The sequence below is a fragment of the Roseovarius sp. SCSIO 43702 genome, assembly GCF_019599045.1.
Taxonomy (GTDB): domain Bacteria; phylum Pseudomonadota; class Alphaproteobacteria; order Rhodobacterales; family Rhodobacteraceae; genus Roseovarius.
This window is the reverse complement of record NZ_CP080623.1, coordinates 3,040,533-3,064,461: the sequence shown is the minus strand read 5'-3', so window position 1 is coordinate 3,064,461 and position 23,929 is coordinate 3,040,533. Positions and strand designations below refer to the sequence as shown.

Here is a 23,929-nt window from a genome sequence, read left to right as displayed (position 1 = left end):
CCCCGGTATTCAATCCCTCGCGGGCATCAGAGGTCCGGGTAGAGCGGGAAGCGCGCGCAGAGCTTGGCGACCTTGCCCTTGACCCGCTCCTCGACCTCTCCGTTGCCGTCGGGGCCGTTGGCCGCCAGGCCGTCCACCACCTCGACGATGAGGTCGGCGATCTCGCGGAACTCGTCCTCCTTGAAGCCGCGCGTCGTGCCGGCGGGCGTGCCGAGGCGGATGCCGCTCGTCACCGTGGGTTTCTCGGGGTCGAAGGGGATGCCGTTCTTGTTGGTGGTGATATGCGCGCGACCGAGGGCCGCATCGGTGATGTTGCCCGTCACCTTCTTGGGCCGCAGATCGACCAGCATCACATGCGTGTCGGTGCCGCCGGTCACGATGTCGAGCCCACCTTTCATGAGCTGGTCGGCGAGCGCCACGGCGTTCTTGCGGACCTGCTTCTGGTAGTCCTTGAACTCGGGGCGCAGCGCCTCGCCGAAGGCCACGGCCTTGGCCGCGATGACGTGCATGAGCGGGCCGCCCTGAATGCCGGGAAAGATCGCGGAATTGACCTTCTTGGCGATGGTCTCGTCATTGGTGAGGATCATGCCGCCGCGCGGGCCGCGCAGGGTCTTGTGCGTCGTCGTGGTCGCCACGTGGGCATGCGGGAAGGGCGAGGGATGTTCGCCCGCCGCCACCAGGCCCGCGAAATGCGCCATGTCGACGTGCAGATAAGCATCCACCATGTCCGCAATCTCGCGGAACCTGGCGAAGTCGATCTGGCGCGGGATGGCCGAGCCGCCGGCGATGATGATCTTGGGCCGATGCTCCTTGGCAAGCGCCTCGACCTCGTCATAGTCGATGAGGTTGTCCTGCTTGCGCACGCCGTACTGCACGGCGTTGAACCATTTTCCCGACTGGTTCGGGGCCGCGCCGTGGGTGAGGTGCCCGCCCGACGCGAGGTTCATGCCGAGGATGGTGTCGCCCGGTTGGATGAGCGCCTGCATGACGCCCTGGTTGGCCTGGCTGCCGGAGTTGGGCTGCACGTTGGCGAACTCGCAGCCGAAAAGCTGCTTGGCGCGGTCGATGGCGAGGTTCTCGGCCACGTCGACATACTGGCACCCGCCGTAGTAGCGCCGGCCGGGATAACCCTCGGCATACTTGTTGGTCATGACCGAACCCTGCGCCTCCATCACCGCCGCAGAGACGATGTTCTCGGACGCGATGAGCTCGATCTCGTCGCGCTGACGGCCAAGCTCGTCGCGAATGGCCTTGTAGACGTCGGGGTCCCGCTCGCTGAGAGGCTGGGTGAAGAACTCGGATGAAGACATCGGGAAAAGCTCCGCAAAAGGTGTCGTTGACCCGATTTCCTATCGGAAACGGTGACGTCGTGTAAGCCGCTAAATCGACAATAAAGCTTGAGCCTGCGACATGGATGGTGCAGGTCGGGACGGGGCGTCGTGGATGCGCGCCCGTCTGTGCCGATGGGAAACGGGGAGCAAGGGCCCGCATGAGCCGCCGCATCGCCTTTGTCGCAAGCGAGATGCACCGGGCCGGACATGCGCGCGCGCGACTGGCCCAGAGGTTTGGGCATGTGCCCGAGGCCGAGGCTGACGTGATCGTCGCGCTGGGCGGGGACGGTTTCATGCTGAGCACGCTCAACCGCACGCAGGAACTGGATGTGCCGGTCTATGGCATGAACCGCGGCACGGTCGGCTTCCTGATGAACGATTTCAGCGAGGACGACCTGCCTGAGCGGCTGGAGGCCGCGATCGAGGAAGTGATCAACCCGCTCGAGATGAAGGCGAAGACTACCGACGGGGAACTGCACGAGGCGCTGGCGATCAACGAGGTATCGCTCCTGCGCGGCGGACAGCAGGCGGCGAAGCTCCAGATCCACGTGGACGGGCACATGCGGCTCGAGGAGCTGGTCTGTGACGGGGCGCTGCTGGCCACGCCGGCGGGCTCGACGGCCTATAATTACAGCGCGCATGGCCCGATTCTGCCGATCGGATCCGATGTTCTGGCGCTGACGGCGGTGGCGGCGTTCCGGCCCAGGCGGTGGCGCGGCGCGCTCTTGCCGAAGACGGCGAAGGTGCGCTTCGACGTGCTCAATCCCGAGAAGCGCCCGGTGATGGCCGATGCCGACAGCCGGCACGTGGAAAACGTCCTCTGGGTCGAGGTGACATCGCGCCCGGATATCCGGCACCGCATCCTTTTCGATCCCGGCCACGGGCTCGAGGAGCGGCTTCTGCGCGAACAGTTCGTCTGAAGGTTAACGGACCGGACCCCACGTCGGTGCGACGTCGGTATCATGTCGGTATCGTGTCGGTGAAGGGTGAGTCGCCCGAGGTCTGAACACGGCGCGCGCGGCATTTCGCCCGCTTTCACGAATTGCACCCGTCGGCTGGAACATTTCGGGGGTGCCTCCGGTTGTCAGATCAGGACGGCGCGTGAGCGCGCCGCAGACATGAAACACCGAGAGGAGACACGCCATGAATTGGGACCAGATCAAAGGCAACTGGACGCAGCTCAAGGGTCAGGCCAAGGAACAATGGGGCAAACTGACCGATGACGAACTGGACGAGGCCGCGGGCGAGCGTCAACAGCTCGTCGGCAAGATCCAGGAGAGATACGGCATCGCGAAGGAAGAAGCGGAACGCCAGGTCGACGACTTCGCGGCCCGCGTCTGAACTTCAGCCAGCATCGCGTAACGAGTAACGGGCGGCCCCGACGGGCCGCCCTTTTTCGTCTCCATGCGGAGTGCCGCCTTACTCCCTGGCCAGTCCCAGCCCCTCGAGCGCCTCGCGGATTTCCTCGAGAATGGCCGGGTCGTCGATCGTGGCGGGGATCTTGAATTCGCGGCCGTCGGCGATGTTGACCATCGTGGCGCGCAGGATCTTGCCCGAGCGCGTCTTGGGCAGGCGGTCCACGACGCAGCAGAGCTTGAAGGAGGCCACGGGGCCGATCCGGTCGCGAACGAGCTGGATGCACTCCTTCGCCACTTCCTCGGCCGGGCGGTCGACGCCCTTGGTGAGGCAGACGAACCCTACCGGAAGTTGTCCCTTGAACTCGTCCGAGATGCCGATGACGGCGCATTCGGCGACGTCGGGGTGGGAGGCCAGCACCTCTTCCATTCCGCCGGTCGAAAGGCGGTGGCCCGCGACGTTGATCACGTCGTCGGTGCGCGCCATGATCCAGAGGTAGCCGTCCTCGTCCTTCATGCCCGCGTCGCCCGTCTCGTAATAGCCGGGGAAGGTGGAGAGGTAGGATTTGCGGAACCGCTCGGGCGCGTTCCAGAGGGTCGGCAGCGTGCCGGGCGGCAGGGGCAGCTTGACCGCTATGGAGCCAAGCTCGCCCGGGGCCCGTTCATGCCCCTCGGGATCGAGAATGTGGATGTCGTAACCCGGCATCGGCACGGTGGGCGAGCCGATCTTGACCGGAAGCACCTCGATCCCCGTGGGGTTGGCCACCATGGGCCAGCCCGTCTCGGTCTGCCACCAGTGGTCGTAGACGGGCTTGCCGGTCTTTTCCATGGTCCATTCGATCGTGTCGGGGTCGGCGCGCTCTCCGGCGAGATAGATCGCGTTGAGGCACGACAGGTCGTATTTCTCGATGAATTCGCCCTTGGGATCCTCGCGCTTGACCGCGCGGAAGGCCGTGGGGGCGGTGAAGAAGCTCTTGACCCCGTGCTCGGAGATGACGCGCCAGAAGGTGCCGGCGTCGGGGGTGCCGATGGGCTTGCCCTCGAACACCACGGTGGTGTTGCCGTGGATGAGCGGCGCGTAGCAGATATAGGAGTGTCCCACGACCCAGCCCACATCCGAGGCGGCCCAGAAAACGTCGCCGGGATCCACGTTGTAGACAGCCTTCATCGACCAGTTGAGCGCCACGAGATGACCCGCGGTGGGGCGCACCACGCCCTTGGGCGCGCCGGTCGTGCCGGAGGTGTAGAGGATATAGGCCGGGTGGTCGCCGCGCACGGGCACGCATTCGGCGGGCTCCACGTCCTCCTGCACCTCGTCCCAGTCGAAATCGAAGCCGTGCTTGAGGTCGGCGGTCTCGGGCTCGCGTTGGTAGATGATGGTGAAGTCGGGCTTGTGTTTCGCTTGTTCGATGGCTCCGTCGACGAGCGGCTTGTAGGCCACGACGCGCCCCGGCTCGAGCCCGCAGGAACCCGCGATGATGGCCTTGGGCTTGGCATCGTCGATGCGCACGGCAAGCTCGCTCGATGCGAAGCCCCCGAAGACGACGGAATGGATCGCGCCGAGGCGCGTGCAGGCCAGCATGGCGACGACGGCCTCGGGGACCATGGGCATGTAGATGATGACCCGGTCGCCCGCCTCGACCCCCTTGGCCCGCAATGCGCCGGCGAGCGAGGCCGTGCGGTCGCGCAACTCGGCGAAGGTGAGGGTCGATTTGCTGCCGGTGACGGGGCTGTCATGGATGATCGCCGCCTGGTCGCCGCGCCCGTTCTCGACATGGCGGTCGACAGCGTTCCAGCAGGTGTTGACCTCGGCGTCGGCGAACCATTCGTAGATGTGGTCGCCCCGGTCGAAAAGCGCGCGGGAGGGTGGGGTGACCCAGTCGATGCGTTCGGCTTCACGCATCCAGAACCCCTCGGGGTCGTCCTTCCAGCCCTGATAGACATCTTCGTAGCGCATGAGACCCTCCTGCCTTTCCACTGGGTAAACGTGTTACGCAGCGCGGGCCGTGGCGGCAAGGGGGTTGGCGGTGACATATCGTCTTGGCAGCGACCTCGGCTGTATCCCCTGGCCGCGGAAGTCGTCGGCGCGATCCCCGCGAGGTCGGTTTTCGACCTGTGGCATGTCGAAAATCCGACAGAGGCGCGGGGCGAGTCGCGCTAGCGTGGCGGGGCGGACGGGCATGGGGCCTGTCCAGCTTTCAAGGGTCACGTTGCCATGGGCGACAAGAAGCAGAAGCCGGCCAAGCCGGGTGAGAAAACCACGAAGAAGTGATCTTCTTCCGAATGGCGACCGCCGGCACGAGGAGTGCCGGCGGTTTTTTCTTGCTTACACCCGATTTCGCCTCAGCCATAATGCGCGACCGGCGTTCCGGCGATGGCGGCCACGTTGAGAAGCCCGCGCGCCGTCACGCCGGGCGTGACGATATGGGCGCGGTTGCCCATGCCCATCAGGATCGGCCCCACCTCGAGCCCGCCGGCCTTCATCTTGAGGATGTTGCGCACGCCCGAGGCGGCGTCGGCATTGGCGAAGATGAGCACGTTGGCCGCACCCTCCATCCGGTTGTCGGGCAGGAGCCGCGCGCGCAGTTCGGGATCGAGCGCCGTGTCGACATTCATCTCGCCCTCGTAGCAGAAGCCGGGGTCGCGCTCATCGAGGAGGCGGATCGCCGCGCGCAGACGCTTGCCGGAATCCTCGCCCTGGTTGCCGAATTGCGATTGCGAGCAGAAGGCGACCTTGGGCTCGATCCCGAAGCGGCGGACGTGGCGCGCGGCGCCGATGGCCGACTGCGCGAGGTTCTCGGGGCTGGGAAAGACGCGCACATGGGTGTCGGCGATGAAGAGCGGCCCATCCTCGAGGATGATCATCGACAGCGCGCCATGCGGGCTGTAGCCGTCATTGCCGAGCACCTGGTTGACGTAGTTGAGATGCCAGCGAAACTCTCCGAAGGTGCCGCAGATGAGGCTTTCGGCCTCGCCGCGATGGACCATGACGGCGCCGATGGCCGTGGTGTTCGTGCGCATCACGGCGCGCGCGAGGTCGGGCGTCACGCCGCGCCGCTGCATGATCCGGTGATAGCTGCCCCAGTAGTCGCGATAGCGCGGGTCGTCCTGCGGGTTGACGATGGTCACGTCGCGGTCGGGCCGGATGTCGAGGCCCAGACGCTCGCAGCGGGTCTGGATCACGTCGGGGCGGCCGATGAGGATGGGCTGTTCGTTGGTCTCCTCGAGCACGGCCTGCGCGGCACGCAGCACGCGCTCGTCCTCGCCCTCGGCGAAGACGATGCGGCGGGTTTCCTTGCGGGCGGCCTCGAAGACGGGACGCATGAGCAGGGCGGATTTGAACTGTGCTGCGTCGAGACGGGTCTTGTAGGCGTCGAGATCGGCGATGGGGCGCGTGGCCACGCCCGTTTCCATGGCGGCGCGTGCCACGGCGGTCGACACGATCCCGGAGAGGCGCGGGTCGAAGGGCTTGGGGATGAGGTAGTCCGGCCCGAAGCTCATGTCCTCGCCCTTGTAGGCCGCCGCCGCCTCGGCCGAGGTCGTGGCGCGCGCGAGCGCCGCGATCCCCTCGACACAGGCGAGTTGCATCGCGTCGTTGATCTCGGTCGCGCCCACGTCGAGCGCGCCGCGGAAGATGAAGGGAAAGCAGAGGACGTTGTTGACCTGATTGGGAAAATCGCTCCGGCCCGTCGCGATGATCGCTTGCGGCGCCACCTCGCGCACGAGATCGGGCATGATCTCGGGGGTGGGATTGGCGAGCGCGAAGACGATGGGCGCAGGCGCCATCCGCGCGACCATCGCTGGCGTCAGGACCTCGGGGCCCGAGAGCCCCAGGAAGAGGTCCGCGCCTTCGATCACGTCGTCCAGCGTTCGCTTGTCGGTGGCCTGCGCGTAGGCTGCCTTCTGCGAGGTCATGTCCTCGGAGCGGCCCTTGTACACCAGGCCGTGAATGTCGCAGAGCCACACGTTCTCGCGCCGGACGCCCAACTTGAGCAGCAGATTGAGACAGGCGATGCCCGCGGCGCCGCCGCCCGTCGAGACGATCTTGATATCCTCGAAACGCTTGCCTGCCACCCGCAGGGCGTTGGTGGCCGCGGCCCCGACGACGATCGCGGTGCCGTGCTGGTCGTCGTGGAAGACGGGAATATTCATGCGCTCGCGGCAGATCTTCTCGACGATGAAGCAGTCGGGCGCCTTGATATCCTCGAGGTTGATCGCGCCGAAGCTGGGCTCGAGCGCGCAGACGATCTCGGCCAGGCGCTCGGGGTCGCTTTCGTCGAGCTCGATGTCGAAACAGTCGATATCGGCGAATTTCTTGAAGAGCACCGCCTTGCCCTCCATCACCGGCTTGGACGCGAGCGGCCCGATATTGCCCAGCCCCAGCACCGCCGTGCCGTTCGTCACCACCGCGACGAGGTTGCCGCGCGCGGTGAAGCGCGAGGCGTTGGCGGGGTCGGCCCCGATCTCGAGGCAGGCCTCGGCCACGCCCGGCGAATAGGCCCGCGAGAGATCGCGGCCGTTGGCGAGCGGCTTGGTCGCGCGGATCTCGAGCTTTCCGGGTTCGGGAAACTCGTGGTAGTCGAGCGCGGCCTTGCGGGCCAGTTCGCGGGCGGAGGGGGGCGTGTCGCTGTCGGGCGTGTCGGTCATGGGGGGTCCTTGCACGTGAAAACGCGGTGTTGGCGGTCGTCACGTCACGTTCGCACGGCGGCCGCGCACGTGCAAATGCGTCCTGTGCTCTGGCGTCGGGCCGGGTTTGTGGGTATTTGGACCCGAAAGAAGGAAGGGCCGCCCCGGGGGCGGCCCGGCAGAAATCCGGGAGCGCCCATGGACCAGCATCTGACCGTCGTGAAACATCCGCTCGTGCAGCACAAGCTTACCCTCATGCGCGAGAAGGACACCTCGACCGCCGTGTTCCGGCAGCTTCTGCGCGAGATCAGCCAGCTTCTGGCCTACGAGGTGACCTACCAGCTTCCGATGGAGATGCGGCGGATCGAGACCCCCCTGTGCGAGATGGATGCGCCGGTCCTGGCGGGGCGCAAGCTTGCCCTCATCTCGATCCTGCGGGCGGGCAACGGGCTGCTGGACGGGATGCTCGAGCTCATCCCCTCGGCGCGGGTCGGCTTCGTGGGGCTTTACCGGGACGAGGAGACGCTTCAGCCGGTGCAATACTATTTCAAGGTGCCCGACAACCTGCATGAACGGCTGGTGATCCTCGTGGACCCGATGCTCGCCACCGGCAATTCGAGCGCGGCGGCGGTGGATCTCGTGAAGAAGGCCGGGGCCACGGATATCCGCTTCCTCTGCCTGCTGGCGGCGCCTGAGGGCGTGGCGCGGATGAAGGAGGCGCACCCGGACGTCCCGATCGTGACCGCGTCGCTCGACGAGAAGCTCAACGACATCGGGTATATCCTGCCTGGTCTCGGCGATGCCGGCGACCGCATGTTCGGGACGAAGTGACGCGGATTTAGGTTTACTGCGTAGCCGAATTGCGGCAAGCTTCCCCTACATCTTGTGGGGGCAAAATGAAACTGACCAGAGTTATCGCGATCGCCGTGATCGCGGCGTCCGGTGCGTTGGGCCTGGCCCAGGCACAGACCTTGAGAGACATCTCCGAGCCGGCGGAGTTTCCGCCCGCATCCTACCAGGGCCGGCAATATGTCGACAGCCGGGGCTGTGTGTTCATCCGCGCGGGGATCGACGGTAACGTGACATGGGTGCCGCGCGTCGCTCGGAGCCGCAAGGTCGTCTGCGGGTATCAGCCGACGCTGGCGGGGGCGCGGCCTGCGCCCGATCCCGCGCCCGCGGCGACTGCCCCGGCGGCGAAACCGAAACCCGCCGCCGTGGCGCAGGCCAAGCCCGCGCCGAAGAAGGTGGTGCGGGCCGCACCCAAGCCGCAGCCCAAGCCGACCGTCGCGGTCAAGGCGCAGCCGGCGCGCAAGCCCGCGCCGCAGCTCGTGCGGCCGGTTGCACAGACGGTCTACAAGCCCGTCGTGGTCGAGACCGCGCCGGCGCCGAAGGTGGTCGCCAAGCCCGCCCCGACGAAGACGGTGCGCCGGGTCGCCACGGCCTGCCCGGGTCTGAGCCCCGTTTCGGCGCGTCACATGCGCGGCGCCGACGTGCGCTGTGGCCCGCAGGCCGAGGCGCCGCATGACGGGATCGTGGCGGGCGATATGCGCGGCCATACCCCGGTCAGGACCTACCGGACCACCACCGCGACAGCGGCGCCGAGCCATGCGGTCGCCGCACCCGTCGTGGTCGTGACCAAGCCTGCCGTCACCCCGGCAACGGTGCAGAGCCCGCCGGTGCGCGTGGCGCCGCGCCATGTCTATGCCAAGCAGCGCATCGCGACCGCGGGCGTGCAGGTGCCCGAGGGCTACAAGCGGGTCTGGATGGACGGACGGCTCAACCCGCATCGGGCGCACCAGTATTTCGAGGGCAAGCGGCGGATGGAGCTGATCTGGACCAAGACGGTGCCGCGTGAACTGATCGTGCGCGAGACGGGGCGCGTGGTGACGCCGGCCTATCCCGGGCTGCGCCATCCCTACACCTCCTACGAGCAGATGAGCCATGCGGGCCAGCCGATCGTGTCGTCGCGGGGCGCGATCCCCGAGAAGGCGCGGGCCGCCGCGCAAGCGGTGCAGCCGCAGGCCGTGGCGCAGCCGCAGGCGAGGGTCGTGCGCGAGGGCGCGACGCCCAGCTACGTGCAGGCGGGTGTCTATGCCAGCCGCGCGCAGGCCGAGGCCGCGGGCCGGCAGCTTGCGCGGACGGGGATCACCACGCGGCTCGGGACGCTCAACAAGGGCGGCCAGAGCTATGCGGTCGTGATGGCCGGGCCGTTTCGCGGCGAGAGCGCGCTGAGCGCGGGCCTCGCGCGGGTGCGCGCCTCCGGGTTCGGGAACGCTCGGGTCCGCTGAAAGGCCACGCAGAAATCCAGTAAGGGGTCATCGGCGACGGTGGCCCCTTTTTCGTGGCGGGCTCAGCTTTCGCAGATGCCCTGGAGGCGGAGCCAGTCGCTGTCGGGCAGGACGGGCTCGAGCGTCTGGCCCGCGAAGGGATCGGCCTCGATCAGCCCCAGCGTGCTTTCTCCCGAGATGTCGCGTTCGTAGGCGTAGGGCGTCGAGCGGACGGACCAGGTGCGGAACCCGTCGAGCAGCACCTCGTCCGAGAGCGGCGCGGGCTTGGTCGAGAGCAGGTGGCGCGCGTATTGCCGCAGCGCCGAGCCGGGCAGTTCGCCGGTCGTCAGAAGGTGGATCGTGGCCAATGTGCCCGCGCGCTCGAGCAGGCGCGACAATTCGTCGGCGCCGCGCGCCCGCATATGCGCCGCGATGACGTGGCCGGCCAGCACGTCGGGATCCTCGTGATCCTCGACGAGTCGCCGCGAGATAAGGATCGTCTCGTCTGGAAGCGCCACGGTGTCGGTAACGCCGTCGGGCATGACGAGGAGCCGCGAGCTGCCATCGGGCGGCGCGAGGCGTTGGGCCAGACGGGCGAGGGCGGCGCTGCCGCCCGGTTCGGCGCAGGGGGCGCCCGTGACGCTTTGCATCTGTGCGAGCAGGGCGTCGCCGATCTCGGCCCGCTTGACCGCGGGGACCACGGCGACGGCGTGACGGCGAAGCTGACCGGGCAGCCAGAAGACGATCATGCCCACGATCGCGGCGACGATGGCGATGGCGATGGCGCGGCGCAGGCGGCCGGGGCGGGGCCGGGACCGGGCGATGGCGGAGCGCAGCTTTTCGATGGCGGCGATCATCTCGGGCGCATCCTCGCCCAGTTCGAGCGTCTCGCCCGGATCGCCGTCGGGATGATAGACCGCCGGGCGTTCGCCGGGATTCGCGCGGATCACGGCCGGCAGCGACCAGTGGGCAAGCGGCCGTTCGGCCATGTCCGAGAGCACAAGCGTCGCGTCGCCCAGCGAGACGATCACCTCGCTGCGCTGTGCCTCGGGGGAGGCGCGCCAGAGGCCGGTCGCCTCGAGCCGGTCATACTCGCTCAGTGCGGTCATATATGTGCGGGCCTGCTCTGCCTCTTCGGGGCGATAGTAACAGCGTGCGAATGGGGCGGCAATTGCCTTGCGGCGGGCGCGGGAAACGCATTAACTCCGCGGCATGAGACTGCTTTTTCTTGGTGACGTGATGGGCCGGGCCGGGCGGCAGGCCGTGATCGGTGGGCTTCCCGCCCTGCGCGAGGCGTGGCGGCTCGATTTCGTGGTCGTCAACGGCGAGAACGCGACGAATGGCCGTGGCCTCAACGCCGGTCATGCGCGCGCCTTGCTGGAGGCGGGGGCCGATGTGCTCACGCTGGGCGATCATGCGTTCGACCAGAAGGACATGCTGCAATTCGCGGATGCGGAGCCGCGCATCATCCGCCCGCTCAACGTGGCGAAATCCGCGCCGGGGCAGGGGGCGCGGGTCTTCACCGATGCGCGGGGGCGCAAGGTGCTGGTGGCGCAGGCGTTGGGGCAGGTCTTCATGAAACAGCCCTATGACGATCCGTTCTCGGCGCTGGACCGGGTGCTGAACACGCATCGGCTGGGCGGTGCGGTTCAGGCCGCGTTGGTCGATATCCATTGCGAGGCCACGAGCGAGAAGATGGCGGTTGGCCATTTCTGCGACGGCCGCGCAAGTCTTGTCGTGGGCACGCATACGCATGTGCCGACCGCCGACGCGATGATCCTTCCGGGGGGCACCGGCTACCTGAGCGATGCCGGGATGTGCGGCGATTACCTGAGCGTCATCGGCATGGAGAAGGACGAGCCCATGCGCCGCTTCGTCACCGGGATGCCGGGCGCGCGGTTCGAGCCCGCGACGGGCGAGGCGACGCTGTCGGGTGTCTATGTGGAGACCGACGACCGCACGGGCCGCGCCACGCGGATCGAGATGGTGCGGCAGGGCGGACGGCTGCGGGAGGCCGGCGTGTGAGAGAGCGGCTTTTCCTCTATGCCGTCCTGCTGGTCATGGGGACGGGCTGGGGCCTCACGATCCCGCTGGCCAAGGTGGCGGTGAGCACGGGGCATCAGCCCTTCGGCCTGATCTTCTGGCAGCTTGTCACGGTCATCGTCGTGCTGGGCGCGATCATCCTGATGCGGGGCAAGCGGCTGGTTTTCGGGCGGAAATACCTCGCTCTTTTCGTCATGGTGGCCTTTTGCGGGGCGGTGTTGCCCGACATCTTCTACTACATCGCCGCGATCACCCTGTCGGGAGGCGTGATGTCGATCACCACCTCGACGGTCGCGATGTTCTCGCTGCCCATCGCGCTTCTGCTGGGGAACGAACGGTTCGAGGCGCGCAGGTTCCTCGGCGTGGCCTGCGGCCTTCTGGGCATCGTGTTGCTCGTGGGTCCGAAGGCGAGCCTGTCGGAAGGGTCGGGGATCTGGGTGCTGGTGGCGCTGCTGGCGCCGATGCTCTACGCGACCGAGGGCAACCTCGTGGCGAAATGGGGCACGCAGGGCCTCGACCCGATGCAGGTCATCTTCAGCGCGTCGCTCATCGGGCTTTGCATCATGCTGCCCGTGTCGCTGGTCACGGGCCAGTGGATCAACCCGCTCGAGGGCGTGGGCCTGCCGGAGCTTGCGCTCGTGGTGGGGGCGGCGGTCCACGGAATCGTCTATGCCTGTTACGTGTGGCTCGTCGGGCGGGCGGGGTCGGTCTTTGCCGCGCAGACGAGCTACGTGGTCACGGCGACCGGCGTGCTCTGGTCCATGGGCCTTCTCGACGAGCGCTATTCGGCCTGGGTCTGGCTCGCGCTCGCGGTGATGATGGTGGGGATGTTCCTTGTGCAACCGAGGGCGGTGCGGGTGCTTGTGCCGGGGCGCGCCATGACGGATGATGGGCGTCCAGCAGAAGAGGCACCACGCGCGTGACATCCTATTTCATCCTGTCGGAGACCGCCGAGGCGTTGCTCGCCCTGGGGGTCGTCGCCGTGATGTTCGTCCTGTTCATCCGCGAGACCTATCCCGTCGAGGTGGTCGCGATGGGCGGGGTCGCGGCACTCCTGGTCCTGGGGCTTTTGCCTTATGACGCGGCGCTTGACGTGCTGTCGAACCCGGCGCCGTGGACGATCGCGGTGATGTTCATCATCATGGGGGCGCTGGTGCGGACCGGCGCGCTCGAGGCGTTCACCGCGATCGCGGACACCAAGGCGCGGACGCATCCCAAGCTCGCGGTGGCGATGCTCATGCTCTTCGTGGTGGTGGGGTCCGCGATCATGAACAATACCCCCGTCGTCGTGGTCATGATCCCGGTCTTCGTGCAGATCGCGCGGACCATGGGCATCCCGGCGTCGAAGCTGCTCATCCCGCTCAGCTATGCGGCGATCCTGGGCGGCACGCTCACCCTGATCGGGACCTCGACCAACCTCCTGGTGGATGGCGTGGCGCGGACGCAGGGGCTTGCGCCCTTCACGATCTTCGAGGTGACGCCGCTGGCGGCGGTGCTGGTGGCCTGGGGCATGATCTATCTGCGGTTCATCGGACCCTACCTGCTGCCGCGGCGTGACAGCATGGCGGACATGCTGTCGGATCGCTCGAAGATGAAGTTCTTCACCGAGGCGGTGATCCCGCCGGACAGCAACCTCATCGGGCGCGAGGTGCTGGGCGTGCAGCTCTTCAAGCGGGAGGGCGTGCGCCTCGTCGACGTGATCCGCGGCGACCAGTCGCTCAGGCGCAACCTCGAGGGGGTCGAGCTCCAGGTCGGGGACCGGGTCGTGTTGCGGACGCAGATGACGGAGTTGCTGAGCCTGCAACGCAACAAGAGCCTCAAGCGCGTCGACCAGGTCTCGGCCGTCGAGACGAAGACGGTCGAGGTGCTCATCACGCCCGACTGCAAGATGGTGGGCCGCTCGCTCGGCTCGCTCCGGCTGCGCCGGCGCTTCGGGGTCTATCCGCTGGCGGTGCATCGGCGGAACCAGAATATCGGCCGGCAACTGGAAGACCTGATCGTGCGGGTCGGCGATACGCTCCTGCTCGAGGGGGCGCCCGAGGACATCAAGCGGCTGGCCTCGGAGATGAACCTCGTCGATGTCTCGCAGCCCTCGGCGCGGGCGTTCCGCCGGGGGCACGCGCCGCTCGCGGTGGCGGCGCTGCTGAGCCTCGTGGTGCTGGCGGGGCTCGGGGTCGCGCCGATCCTCGTGCTCGCGGTGATCGCGATGGCGGTGGTGCTTCTCACTGGCTGCGTCGATGCGGACGAAGCCTTTTCCTATGTGGAGGGGCAGCTTCTGGCGCTCATCTTCTCTATGCTGGCGGTGGGCGCCGCGCTGCAATCCTCGGGCGCGGTGGCGCTCATCGTGGAGGCGCTGGCACCTTACCTGGCGCTCATGCCCGGCGTGGTGGTGATCTACGCGGTCTATCTCATCACCTCGATCATGACCGAGATGATCAGCAACAATGCCGTCGCGGTCGTCATCACCCCGATCGCCATCGGTCTCGGGGAGGCGATGGGCATAGACCCGCGCCCGCTGGTGGTGGCGGTGATGGTGGCGGCGAGCGCGAGCTTCGCGACGCCCATCGGCTACCAGACCAACACGCTGGTCTACGGGCCCGGCGGCTATCGCTTCACCGATTTCCTGAAGGTGGGCGTGCCGCTCAACCTGAGCGTGGGGCTCCTGGCCTCGGCGCTCATCCCGCTGATCTGGCCGCTCTGAACCCGGGGGCGGGGCGCGCGCGGGCGGTGGCGGCGCGCCTTGTCTTGCGGGGCACGGGGGGCTTGCCCTATATGGGGCGCGAACCAACCATCTGAGCGGAGGCACCCTATGGCAGGGCATTCGAAATGGGCCAACATCCAGCACCGCAAGGGGCGGCAGGACGCGGTGCGGGCAAAGCTCTTTTCCAAGCTCTCGAAGGAGATCACCGTGGCCGCCAAGATGGGCGACCCGGACCCCGAGAAGAACCCGCGCCTGCGCCTTGCGGTGAAGGAGGCCAAGGCGCAGTCGATGCCCAAGGACAATATCGACCGCGCCATCAAGAAGGCGATGGGCGGTGACGCCGAGGATTACGAGGAAATCCGCTACGAGGGTTACGGACCGGGCGGCGTGGCGGTGATCGTCGAGGCGATGACCGACAACCGCAACCGCACGGCGTCGAACGTGCGCTCGACCTTCTCGAAAAACGGCGGCAACCTCGGCGAGACCGGCAGCGTGGGCTTCATGTTCGAGCGCAAGGGCGAGGTCGTCTACCCGGCGGATGCGGGCGACGCGGACACGATCATGATGGCCGCGATCGAAGCGGGCGCCGAGGACGTCGAAAGCGGCGAGGACGCGCATTACATCTGGTGCGCGGATACCGACCTCAACGAGGTGTCGAACGCGCTCGAGGCCGCGCTTGGCGAGAGCGAGGCGACGCGCCTCGTCTGGAAGCCGGTGACCACCACCGAGATGGACCTCGAGGGGATGCAGAAGCTCATGAAGCTCATCGAGGCGCTGGAAGATGACGACGACGTGCAGCGCGTCACGGCCAATTTCGAAGCCTCCGACGAGGTGATGGCGGAGCTTTAGCCCATGGCGGCGAAGCCCACGCGTGCGAGCGGATCCTCCTTTTATCCTTGGGGCGCGGGCGCGGTGACCGGACGGCCCACGAAACGTGATCGTGCCAGGATGACACAGCCGGGTTAAGAAGGCGTATACGCGCAAGGCGCAGCGTCCGGTCCCGCGCGAGACCGCCCTTGCATCTGGTGGCTTGTCAGATGTCGTCCACCGGATATAGTGGCACCAGACGGGACCGCGCGAGGGTGGAGGCGCCGAGGATGGATGGGGAGTTCAGGACGGAATTCGTGCGAAGTCCGGGCGCGCTTCGGGATCACCCGGCGCTGGTGCTGAATGCCGATTACCGTCCGCTGAGCTACTACCCGCTCAGCCTCTGGACCTGGCAGGAGGCGGTGAAGGCCCGGTGGCTCGACCGGGTGGACATCGTGGCGGAATACGAGGATGTCGTCCGAAGCCCCTCGATGGAGATCAGGATCCCCTCGGTCATCGTCCTGAAGGATTACGTAAAACCCCAGAAGCGCGTGGCCTTCACGCGCTTCAATCTTTTCCTGAGGGACGAATTCCGGTGCCAGTATTGCGGGGCGAAGGGGGACCTCACCTTCGACCATGTGGTGCCCCGCGCGGCGGGGGGCAGGACAAGCTGGGAGAACGTGGTGGCAGCCTGCTCGGGCTGCAACCTGAAGAAGGGCGCGAAGAGCCTGCGCCGGGCGGGCATGAGCCTGCGCAAGGCGCCGAGGGCGCCGGAGGCCGAGGAACTGCGCAACATGGGCCGGAGGTTCCCGCCGGGATACCTGCATGAGAGCTGGCTCGATTTCCTCTACTGGGATGCCGAGCTCGAAGCGTGAGCGGTTAACGCGGCGCGCGGCCTTCGGTGTCGAAAATTCTTCCAAAGGCGGGGCGCCCCTTGGTTAACGGGGTCCGGAGCGTCGGTTCCGACGTCGGTATCATGTCGGTATCGTGTCGGTGAAAGCCGAGTCGCGGGTGGCGTTAACGCGGCGTGCGGCGCGAAAGGTTAACGAGATCGCGCGGGGAGAGCGGGGATGACCATCGGCATCGCGGCATTCGGAGAGGGCGCGGCGCGGGCCGTCCGCGAGGGCGTGCGCGCCGCCGAGGTGATCGGGCGCGGCGACGTGGGCGGCTTTGCGGTGCTGTCGGTGCTCGACCGGGCGGGGCATCACCGGCAGGTGTCGTGCCAGCGGGGCGGGGTGCGCGCGCTCGGGCCCTGCGCCGGGATGGAGGAGGCGCGCGTCGCCGCGATCATCTCGAGCGGGCCGGATCGGCCGGAGCCGTTGGGCCAGTTCCTCGTCGGCGCGGGGCAGGTCGGGCTTGTTACCGGGCATCGCCTGCCGAACCGGGCGGGGCCGGATGGCGTGCCGCTCAACCGCGCGGTGCTGGACCGGATGGCGCGCGGTGTGCCGGTTGCGGAGGCGGTCGGCGCGGTGATGGCCGCGGCGCCCGAGGCGGATGCGGGGCTGATCGCGGTGGCCGCCGGGGGCGCGGTGGCCTGGGCCAATTCCGAACGGGTGGCGCGGCGGCGCGACCTCGGTCACGCCTCGGAGATCGCGGAGGGCCGGGGCTTTGCGCTTCTGTGCAACTCGTTGCACGCGCCGCCGGGGGTCGAGGTGGCAGAGGTGGTGAGCCAGGTGATCGCCGCCCGGCTGATGGGCCGCGAGGGGCGCTATGCGCTGGCGCCGGTCGCGGGCGGGGTGCCGGTGACCGGCGGCGGCGCGGATCGGGTCGTGCTGGGGGCGCGGGGCGAGGTGGCGGAGGTAACGGTGGCGGAGCCGCGCCCCGCGACGGGCACGCGGCCCGTGACCGTCATCGCCTCGGGCGCGCCGGTCTGGGAGCGGGGCCGCCGCGTGGGCGTCGTGCTGTCGGATGTCGACGCGCGGATCGCTGAGGGCCGGATCGGGCTTGACGGTGGCGCGGAAGAGGCGATGGTCTGGTGCCGGGACCCCGGAGGAGACGCGCGATGACACGCAGCCATGACCTTATCATCCGCAATGCGACGATCATCGACGGCACGGGCGCGCCGCGCATGACGGGTGACGTCGGCGTGAGCGGTGACCGGATCGCGACGGTCGGCGATCTGTCGGCAGCGCGGGCCGCGCGGGAGGTGGATGCGAGCGGGCTGATCCTCGCCCCCGGATTCATCGACGCGCATACCCATGACGACCGCGCCGTGCTGGCCGATCCGGACATGGCCGCGAAGGTGAGCCAGGGGGTGACCACGGTGGTGGCCGGGAATTGCGGCATATCGCTCGCCCCCATGCCGGTGCCCGTGCCGCAGCCGGTGACGCCGCCGCTCGATCTGCTGGATGCGAGCGGGGAGTGGTACCGCTTCAAGTCCTTCGCCGACTATGCCGCGGCGTTGCGCGAGACACCGGCGGCGGTCAACGTGGCGTGCTACGTTGGTCACACGACGCTGCGCGCGATCGCGATGGCGGACCTCGAGCGCGCGGCGACCGGGGACGAGATCGCGGTGATGCAGGCGCTGGTCGAGGAGGCGATGGAAGCCGGCGCGATCGGGGTCTCGACGGGCCTCGCCTATCCGCCCGCGCGGGCCGCGACCACCGAGGAGGTGATAGAGGTCTGCCGCCCGATGGTGCCATTCGGCGGCTTGCACGCCACCCATATGCGCGACGAGGGCAAGGCGAGCGACGCGGCGCTGGCCGAGAGTTTCGAGATCGGGCGCGCGCTGGGGGTGCAGACGCTCATCTCGCATCACAAGCTGTCGGATACCGCCATGCATGGCCGCTCGGTCGAGACGCTGGCCACGATCGCCCGCGCGCGCGAGGCGCAGGGCGTGAGCCTCGACTGTTATCCCTATGTCGCGTCCTCGACGATCCTGACGGCGGAACATGCGGCGCGGTCGCCCCGGACGCTGGTGACGTGGTCGCGGGGGAGGCCGGATATGGCGGGGCGCGACCTCGCGGAGGTGGTGGCCGAGCTTGGCGGCACGCTCGAAGAGGCGGTGGCGCGGCTGCAACCGGCGGGAGCGGTCTATTTCACCATGGTCGAGGAGGATGTGAGCCGCATCCTGGCCTTCGCGCCGACGATGATCGGCTCGGACGGGTTGCCGCATGACACGTTCCCGCATCCGCGCCTCTGGGGAACATTCCCGCGCGTCCTGGGCCGCTACAGCCGGGAGATGGGCCTTTTCGACCTCGAGACGGCGGTGCACAAGATGACGGGTCTGACGGCGGCGGAGTTCGGGTTTCGCGACCGTGGGGTGGTGCGGGAAGGGGCGTTCGCGGATCTCGTTCTGTTCGACGCGGATACGGTGCGCGACCGCGCGACGTTCGAGGCACCGACGCAGCGGGCGGAGGGGATCGCGCAGGTGATCGCCAATGGCGAGGTGATCTGGCGCGAGGGCCGCGCGACGGGGGCGCGGCCCGGGCAGGTGCTTCGGCGCGAGGTGGCGTAGGGCCTTGGCGGCCCGCCCCGGGCGGCGGGCGTGGTCGTGCCCGCCGCCCCTTTCCGGTCGGGTTCAGGCGGCCCTGCGCCGGTGGGCGTGGCCCGCGATGCAACCCACGTGCCGGTGATCGGTGCCGCAGCAGCCGCCGATGATCCGCAGGTTCGGAAGCAGCCGCAGCAGATCCCCGTGCAGCGCGCCGAGCTCGACCGGGTCACCGTCATCGAGCACCTCGGAGGCGTCGAGTTCGGCGTGGCTCATCCTCGAGGCATTGGCCCGAACGCCGCCGATCCGGTCGAGCCAGGGGGCGGGGTTTGCCACGACATCGCGGAAGTGGTCGGGATGCGCGCAGTTGATCATGTAGTGCAGCGGCGCGGCGCCCGTCCATGCATCGACCTCGGCGATGGCCTCGTCCAGCGGCTCGCCCGAGGGCAGGCGGCCATCGGTCTCGAGCGTGAAGGAGATCACGACCGGCAGGTCGATCTCGGCCGCGGCCTGCGCGATCCCGGCGGCCTCGCCCGCGTGGGTGAGGGTCATGGCGCTGATCATGTCGACACCCGCGGCGGCGAGTGCCCGGACCTGCGGCGTGTGGACGAGACACGCCTCATCGGGGCCGAGCGCCACGTCCGGTGCGTAGGCGTCGCCCGCCGGACCCACCAGCCCGTTGAGCAGGATCGGAAGCTGCGCGGTTTCGTGCCGGTCGCGGATGGCCGCCATGAACGCGGTCGCGCGGCCATTGATGGCCAGCGTCTCGTGCAGGCCGAGCCCCAGCGGGGCTGCCCAGGCCGCGCCGCAGCGCCAGGTGGGCGTGTCCATCACGAAGCCGCGTCCGCTGTCGCGGGCAAGCGCGATGAACCGCTCGAAATAGGCGGTGAGCGCGGCGCGGCCCTCGGCGGTGTCGAGAAGGACGGCGGCCGAGAAGCAGGGCAGGTCGAAGCCTTCCTCGAAGACCATCCAGGTCTCGAGCCCGCCGTCGGACAGGTAGAACCTGTCGGTGTTTTTCAGAGTGTCCATTCGCATCGGGTCTCTCCTTGTCTTGCGATAGGAGGGGAATACAGGGCGGAACGGTGGCGCGACGAGTGAACGCGTGGTATGGTAGGAGGCAATTTTTTCGTTCGTAATTTCAGATGCTTGAGGCGCTGCCGCTGGCGGGGCCCTCATGGAGCCGCGGTCAAGTGGACTCGTGGTACAGTGGATCAGGGCGCATGGCGCGGAAAACCGACCGCAGATCCGTCATCCTCGACATCGCGGAAAAGGCGGTGCTGGAGAAGGGATTCGATGCCACCTCGATCGAGGAGATCGTGGCGGCAGCGGAGATCTCGCGCGGCGGGTTCTTCTATCATTTCAGGGACAAGAACGCCTTGGCCCGCGCCATGCTGGAGCGATACATCGCCGCGGAGGACGCGCTTTTCGACGATATCTTCGATCGCGCGCGCGATCTCGACGACGATCCGCTGCACGCGATGCTGATCGGGCTGAAGCTCATGGCGGAGATGCTGAGCGATCTGCCGAACGGGCATCCGGGCTGTATCATCGCGGCGGCAGCCTACCAGGATCGGCTGTTCGACGATGGCGTGCGGGCGTTGAACCGGCACGCGATCCTTGCCTGGCGGGCGCGGTTCCGGGCGATGTTCGCCGAGATCGCCGCGCGTCATCCGCCGCGGCAGGAGATCGACCTCGACGCGCTGGGCGACATGGTGTCGGGGGTCATGGAGGGCGCCATCATCCTGCAGAAGGTGCTGGAGGAGCGGGAACTGGTCGCGCGGCAGATCATGCAGTTGCGGACCTACATCAAGCTGCTGTTCGCGCCGCCCGGATCGGGCGAGGCGGCATGAAAAAGGCACCGCTGCCGAAACAGGGTGCCTTTTGCGAACGGGCGGCGGTGGGCCGCGCCGCGAGTGTCCGGGGCGTGCCTCAGCCGGCGGAGCTGGTCGCCTGTGCCTGGGCGGGGGCCGCGCTGGCGCCGGCCTGCTGCGGCTGGGTGCCGGTCTTGGCCTTGCCGTTCAGCGGATCGTCCTGACGCTGGACCGAGCCTTCGAAATGCGCGCCCGATTCGATGGCGATGGTCTTGTGGATGATATCGCCCTCGACCCGCGCGGTGGAGGTGAGGCGGACCTTGAGGCCGCGCACGCGGCCCACGATGCGGCCGTTGATGACCACGTCGTCGGCGATGATCTCGCCCTTGATGGTGGCGCCTTCGCCGACGGTGAGCAGATGCGCGCGGATGTCCCCCTCGACGGTGCCTTCGACCTGGATGTCGCCGGTCGTCTTGAGATTGCCGGTGATGTGCAAATCCGACGACAGGACCGATGCGGGCGGTTTCGCCTTGGGCGCGGTGGCCTTGAAATCGCTCGAAGAGGAGGTGGCGGGCTTCGACGACTCGGAGGGTTTGGTGTCGGCCTTGGGCGCGCCCTGGTCGGCGGGCTTGGGGCTCGGATCGTTGATCTTGCTCTTAGAAAACATCTCGTGCAGCCTTGATGTAGGTCATGGGGTTTACGGCTTTGCCGCCGACGCGGACTTCGTAATGCAGGTGGGTGCCGGTCGAACGTCCGGTGTTACCCATAGCAGCAATCTTGTCCCCGCGCGATACCCTTTGCCCCTTTTTCACGTAGAGCTTGGAATTGTGAGCGTAGCGGGTTTCGATGCCGAAATCGTGCTGGATCTTGACGAGGCGGCCATAGCCGGACTGCCAGCCCGCGTGAATCACGACGCCGTCGGCGGTGGCGTAGATGGGCGAGCCGTGTGCGCCCGCGAAATCGGTTCCCGCGTGCAGCCTTCCCCACCGCTGACCGAAGCCGGAGGTGAAGCGGAAGGAGGTCTTGAGCGGGGTATCGAAGGGCGCGCGTTCGGCGGCGAGCCGGTAGAGATTGATCTTGTCGAGCTGGTTCAGGATGGCGTTGGCACGGATCGCGTCGGGCGTGAGCTCTCCTCCGCTGGTCGAGATCGAGAGGGGCGTGAGCGGGCCGCCCTGGCCGGAGTAGCCCCGGCGCACGCTATCGAGCAGCGAGTCGGTGTTGAGGCCGGCCTTGCGGAACATCTTGTCGAGCGGCTCGACCGAGATGGACATCGCGTCTTCGAGCTGGCGGAAGATCTGGTCGTTGCGGTCCTGCATGAGGCGGATTTCGTATTCCATCTCCTCGGCCTGCTGGATCGCGTATTGCGCGTCGGCGATGACCTTGTCGCGCTCCTCGGCCGTCTCGGCGAGCGCGGCGGTGACGAAATCAAGCGTCTGCCCGTCGGCCGGGTCGCCCCCGGCGAGGGTCGTGGCGCCGTCGGCGCCCGCGGCTTCGGTGAGCGAGGCCACCTGTTCACGCGCATCGTCGCGTTCGCGCATGATGCGGCGCAGCGTCGTCTGGATGACATCGACACCCTTTTCCATCTCGCGGCGGCGGGTTTCGGAGGCCAGGAGTTCCGACTGCATGATCGAAACCTGTGCCAGAACGGAGTTGAAACGCTCCTGCGCTTCGCGGGCTTCCTCGGCGCGCTTGTCGCGTTCGGCCGAGAGCGTGTTGAGCCGCTCTTCGTAGATGCGCTGATCGCGCTTGGCCTGTTCGCGGAAATTGCCCGAGCCGATGCTGTCCATCAGCAGGATCGCCGTCGCGATGATCGTCCACGACACCACCAGCGAGGCGCCCGCGAAGGCGAGAAGCTGGGAGCCGGGTTTCAGACGTATGAACCGGGTTTCGGTATCCGAGCGCAGGAAGACCCTGCGTTCCGGGAAATACCGCTCGAGAATGGCGTGCAGCCGGATAGCCAAACGTGTTCGCAAGATCCGTCCTCTGAATTCGTCCGTGCCCTCGGATGGTGCGCATCTGGTGGCACACCTTGGGGCAAGTCGATACCGAGCGGATAACCCGTGGGCAAGAAATTTGCGAGTCCGGGCCCAGAAAACCCGGCTGATCCCCGCCGAGTGGCGAATTATTGCCGATATGCAACGGTTTGGGCGGTGAAGTGTATGCGGAACGCGAAGCCGGGGGCGGTTTGACAACCGCGTCGGTCGGCGCAAGTTTGCCCATGAAGGCACGCAAAAGGAGTATTCGCCGATGGCTCATCCCGTCCTGGCCCTCTGGGCACATCCGAGGTCGATGTCGACCGCCACCGAGCGGATCATGCGCGAGCGCGGCGACCTGGACTGTGCCCACGAGCCTTTCATGTACGACTACTACGTCGGGCGCCGGGCCGGGGTCACGCCGCATTTCGACGTGGATCCGGAGCATCCGAAGCACTACGAGGACATCCGCGAGATGATCGAGACGCGCGCCGAGGCGGCGCCGGTCTTCTTCAAGGACATGAGCTATTACGTGATGCCGAGGCTGCTCGGGGACGAGGGGTTTCGCGACCGTTTGCGCCACGCGTTCCTCGTGCGGATGCCCGAGGCGGCGATCGCGTCCTATTACAGGCTCGACAAGAACTTCACGAGCGAGGAAATCGGCATCGAGGCGCAGTGGCGTCACTACGAGGGGCTGCGCGATGCGGGGCACGACCCGGTCGTGCTTCGGGCCGAGGACATCCGCAACGATCCGCGCGCCGAAATGACACGGCTCTGGGAGGGCTACGGTCTGGGCGATGCGCCGCAGGCCTTCGACTGGAGCGAGGAGACGCCCGACGACTGGGAGGCGATCGAGAAGTGGCACGGCACCGCGAGCGCCACGAGCGGCATCCGCCCGATGGAGGAGGGCTATGCCGAGCGTGCGCGGGAGAAGTTCGAGGCGGCCGCGCAGGAGGCGCCGCACCTGCGCGACTATCTCGCGCATCACCGCCCGTTCTACGAGCGCCTGGCCGAGGTGGCGGAGCGCCAGAAGGGATAAGGCCTCGGGATCGTTGACATTTTCCGTGCGCGCCGTCAGAGGGCGCGCGCCGCGTCGAGCACCTCCTCGGCGTGGCCGGGCACCTTCACCTTGCGCCAGACGCGCGCGATGCGCCCCTCGCCGTCGATGAGGAAGGTCGTGCGCTCGATCCCCATGAAAGTCTTGCCGTACATCTTCTTTTCCTTCCAGACGCCGTAGCGTTCGCAGACGTCCGAGTCCTCGTCCGAGAGCAGCGGGATGCCGAGATCGTGTTTCTTCACGAACTTGTCATGGCTCGCCACGCTGTCCTTGGAGATGCCGATCACCTCGACCCCGGCCTTGTCGAAGGCGTCGCGGAGCGCGGTGAAGCCCGTGGCCTCCTTGGTGCAGCCGGAGGTGTCATCGCGGGGATAGAAGAAGAGCGCGACGGGTTTGGGGCGCAATGCGCTAAGCTGAATTTCGCCACCGCCGTCGCGGGGCAGGGTAAAATCGGGTGCGGTTTCGCTTACTTCTGGCATATCACGCTCGCTCCTGCTGCTATGTGAGTGGAAGATAGACCGCGACGGG

21 protein-coding genes are annotated in these 23,929 nt (G+C 67.6%); 13 read left to right on the top strand and 8 right to left on the bottom strand.

The features are described from left to right. Positions 1 to 26 precede the first annotated feature (26 nt). Entirely contained in the window at positions 27 to 1,310 is a 1,284-nt protein-coding gene (gene glyA, locus K1T73_RS15125) for a serine hydroxymethyltransferase (RefSeq protein ID WP_220601498.1), read from the bottom strand. A gap of 179 nt (positions 1,311 to 1,489) precedes the next feature. On the opposite strand from glyA, the gene K1T73_RS15120 reads away from it, so the two are divergent. Continuing rightward, on the top strand, positions 1,490 to 2,251 hold the full coding sequence (locus K1T73_RS15120) for an NAD kinase (protein WP_220601497.1): 762 nt from the start codon (positions 1,490 to 1,492) through the stop codon (positions 2,249 to 2,251). Between the two features lie 223 nt (positions 2,252 to 2,474). Beyond that, positions 2,475 to 2,672 carry a CsbD family protein gene (locus K1T73_RS15115; RefSeq protein ID WP_220601496.1) on the top strand — a complete coding sequence of 66 codons (198 nt, stop codon included), beginning with the start codon at positions 2,475 to 2,477 and terminating at the stop codon, positions 2,670 to 2,672. A 78-nt stretch (positions 2,673 to 2,750) separates the two neighbouring features. Here K1T73_RS15115 and K1T73_RS15110 read toward each other — a convergent pair whose 3' ends face one another. Together K1T73_RS15110 and K1T73_RS15105 are read right to left on the bottom strand one after the other, a co-directional pair. After that, positions 2,751 to 4,643, bottom strand: coding sequence for a propionyl-CoA synthetase (locus K1T73_RS15110; protein ID WP_220601495.1), 1,893 nt, complete (start codon positions 4,641 to 4,643; stop codon positions 2,751 to 2,753). A 386-nt stretch (positions 4,644 to 5,029) separates the two neighbouring features. Next, positions 5,030 to 7,333 (bottom strand): NADP-dependent malic enzyme, encoded by a 2,304-nt coding sequence (locus tag K1T73_RS15105; protein WP_220601494.1) that lies wholly within the window; start codon positions 7,331 to 7,333, stop codon positions 5,030 to 5,032. Positions 7,334 to 7,510: 177 nt separating this feature from the next. On the opposite strand from K1T73_RS15105, the gene upp reads away from it, so the two are divergent. Together upp and K1T73_RS15095 are read left to right on the top strand one after the other, a co-directional pair. Further along, a complete protein-coding gene (gene upp / locus K1T73_RS15100; protein WP_220601493.1) occupies positions 7,511 to 8,143 on the top strand; it encodes a uracil phosphoribosyltransferase in 633 nt (210 codons plus the stop codon). 65 nt (positions 8,144 to 8,208) lie between these two features. Continuing rightward, a complete protein-coding gene (locus K1T73_RS15095; protein ID WP_220601492.1) occupies positions 8,209 to 9,600 on the top strand; it encodes an SPOR domain-containing protein in 1,392 nt (463 codons plus the stop codon). 62 nt (positions 9,601 to 9,662) lie between these two features. On the opposite strand, the gene K1T73_RS15090 is transcribed toward K1T73_RS15095, so the two are convergent. Beyond that, positions 9,663 to 10,688 carry a hypothetical protein gene (locus K1T73_RS15090; RefSeq protein ID WP_220601491.1) on the bottom strand — a complete coding sequence of 342 codons (1,026 nt, stop codon included), beginning with the start codon at positions 10,686 to 10,688 and terminating at the stop codon, positions 9,663 to 9,665. Positions 10,689 to 10,791: 103 nt separating this feature from the next. On the opposite strand from K1T73_RS15090, the gene K1T73_RS15085 reads away from it, so the two are divergent. The 7 genes from K1T73_RS15085 (at position 10,792) to K1T73_RS15055 (ending at position 18,587) form a co-directional block, all read left to right on the top strand. Next, positions 10,792 to 11,604, top strand: a complete 813-nt coding sequence (locus tag K1T73_RS15085) for a TIGR00282 family metallophosphoesterase (protein WP_220601490.1) — start codon at positions 10,792 to 10,794, stop codon at positions 11,602 to 11,604. Then, positions 11,601 to 12,545, top strand: a complete 945-nt coding sequence (locus K1T73_RS15080; protein WP_220601489.1) for a DMT family transporter — start codon at positions 11,601 to 11,603, stop codon at positions 12,543 to 12,545. The genes K1T73_RS15085 and K1T73_RS15080 overlap by 4 nt, the downstream gene beginning before the upstream one ends. A gap of 62 nt (positions 12,546 to 12,607) precedes the next feature. Beyond that, a complete protein-coding gene (locus K1T73_RS15075) occupies positions 12,608 to 14,323 on the top strand; it encodes an SLC13 family permease (protein WP_220603770.1) in 1,716 nt (571 codons plus the stop codon). Positions 14,324 to 14,431: 108 nt separating this feature from the next. Then, positions 14,432 to 15,172: a YebC/PmpR family DNA-binding transcriptional regulator gene (locus tag K1T73_RS15070; RefSeq protein ID WP_220601488.1), complete on the top strand. Its 741-nt coding sequence runs from the start codon at positions 14,432 to 14,434 to the stop codon at positions 15,170 to 15,172. A gap of 248 nt (positions 15,173 to 15,420) precedes the next feature. Beyond that, positions 15,421 to 16,005: an HNH endonuclease gene (locus K1T73_RS15065; RefSeq protein ID WP_220601487.1), complete on the top strand. Its 585-nt coding sequence runs from the start codon at positions 15,421 to 15,423 to the stop codon at positions 16,003 to 16,005. A 195-nt stretch (positions 16,006 to 16,200) separates the two neighbouring features. Further along, positions 16,201 to 17,136: a DUF6963 family protein gene (locus K1T73_RS15060; RefSeq protein WP_220601486.1), complete on the top strand. Its 936-nt coding sequence runs from the start codon at positions 16,201 to 16,203 to the stop codon at positions 17,134 to 17,136. Then, complete coding sequence (locus K1T73_RS15055) at positions 17,133 to 18,587, top strand: amidohydrolase family protein (protein ID WP_220601485.1); 1,455 nt, start codon at positions 17,133 to 17,135, stop codon at positions 18,585 to 18,587. The genes K1T73_RS15060 and K1T73_RS15055 overlap by 4 nt, the downstream gene beginning before the upstream one ends. A gap of 63 nt (positions 18,588 to 18,650) precedes the next feature. Here the strand turns inward: K1T73_RS15055 and K1T73_RS15050 are convergent, their stop codons facing one another. After that, entirely contained in the window at positions 18,651 to 19,589 is a 939-nt protein-coding gene (locus K1T73_RS15050) for a homocysteine S-methyltransferase family protein (protein ID WP_259400292.1), read from the bottom strand. Positions 19,590 to 19,780: 191 nt separating this feature from the next. Between K1T73_RS15050 and K1T73_RS15045 the strand changes: the two genes are divergently transcribed. After that, positions 19,781 to 20,410 carry a TetR/AcrR family transcriptional regulator gene (locus tag K1T73_RS15045; protein ID WP_220601483.1) on the top strand — a complete coding sequence of 210 codons (630 nt, stop codon included), beginning with the start codon at positions 19,781 to 19,783 and terminating at the stop codon, positions 20,408 to 20,410. 79 nt (positions 20,411 to 20,489) lie between these two features. Here K1T73_RS15045 and K1T73_RS15040 read toward each other — a convergent pair whose 3' ends face one another. Beyond that, a complete protein-coding gene (locus K1T73_RS15040) occupies positions 20,490 to 21,038 on the bottom strand; it encodes a polymer-forming cytoskeletal protein (protein WP_220601482.1) in 549 nt (182 codons plus the stop codon). Beyond that, a complete protein-coding gene (locus K1T73_RS15035) occupies positions 21,028 to 22,344 on the bottom strand; it encodes a M23 family metallopeptidase (protein ID WP_220601481.1) in 1,317 nt (438 codons plus the stop codon). The genes K1T73_RS15040 and K1T73_RS15035 overlap by 11 nt, the downstream gene beginning before the upstream one ends. 274 nt (positions 22,345 to 22,618) lie before the next feature. On the opposite strand from K1T73_RS15035, the gene K1T73_RS15030 reads away from it, so the two are divergent. Beyond that, the gene (locus K1T73_RS15030) at positions 22,619 to 23,383 is read left to right on the top strand and encodes a hypothetical protein (protein ID WP_220601480.1); all 765 of its coding nucleotides are present in this window, start codon (positions 22,619 to 22,621) and stop codon (positions 23,381 to 23,383) included. A 35-nt stretch (positions 23,384 to 23,418) separates the two neighbouring features. Here the strand turns inward: K1T73_RS15030 and K1T73_RS15025 are convergent, their stop codons facing one another. Further along, the gene (locus K1T73_RS15025; RefSeq protein WP_220601479.1) at positions 23,419 to 23,880 is read right to left on the bottom strand and encodes a peroxiredoxin; all 462 of its coding nucleotides are present in this window, start codon (positions 23,878 to 23,880) and stop codon (positions 23,419 to 23,421) included. Between the last annotated feature and the right edge of the window lie 49 nt (positions 23,881 to 23,929).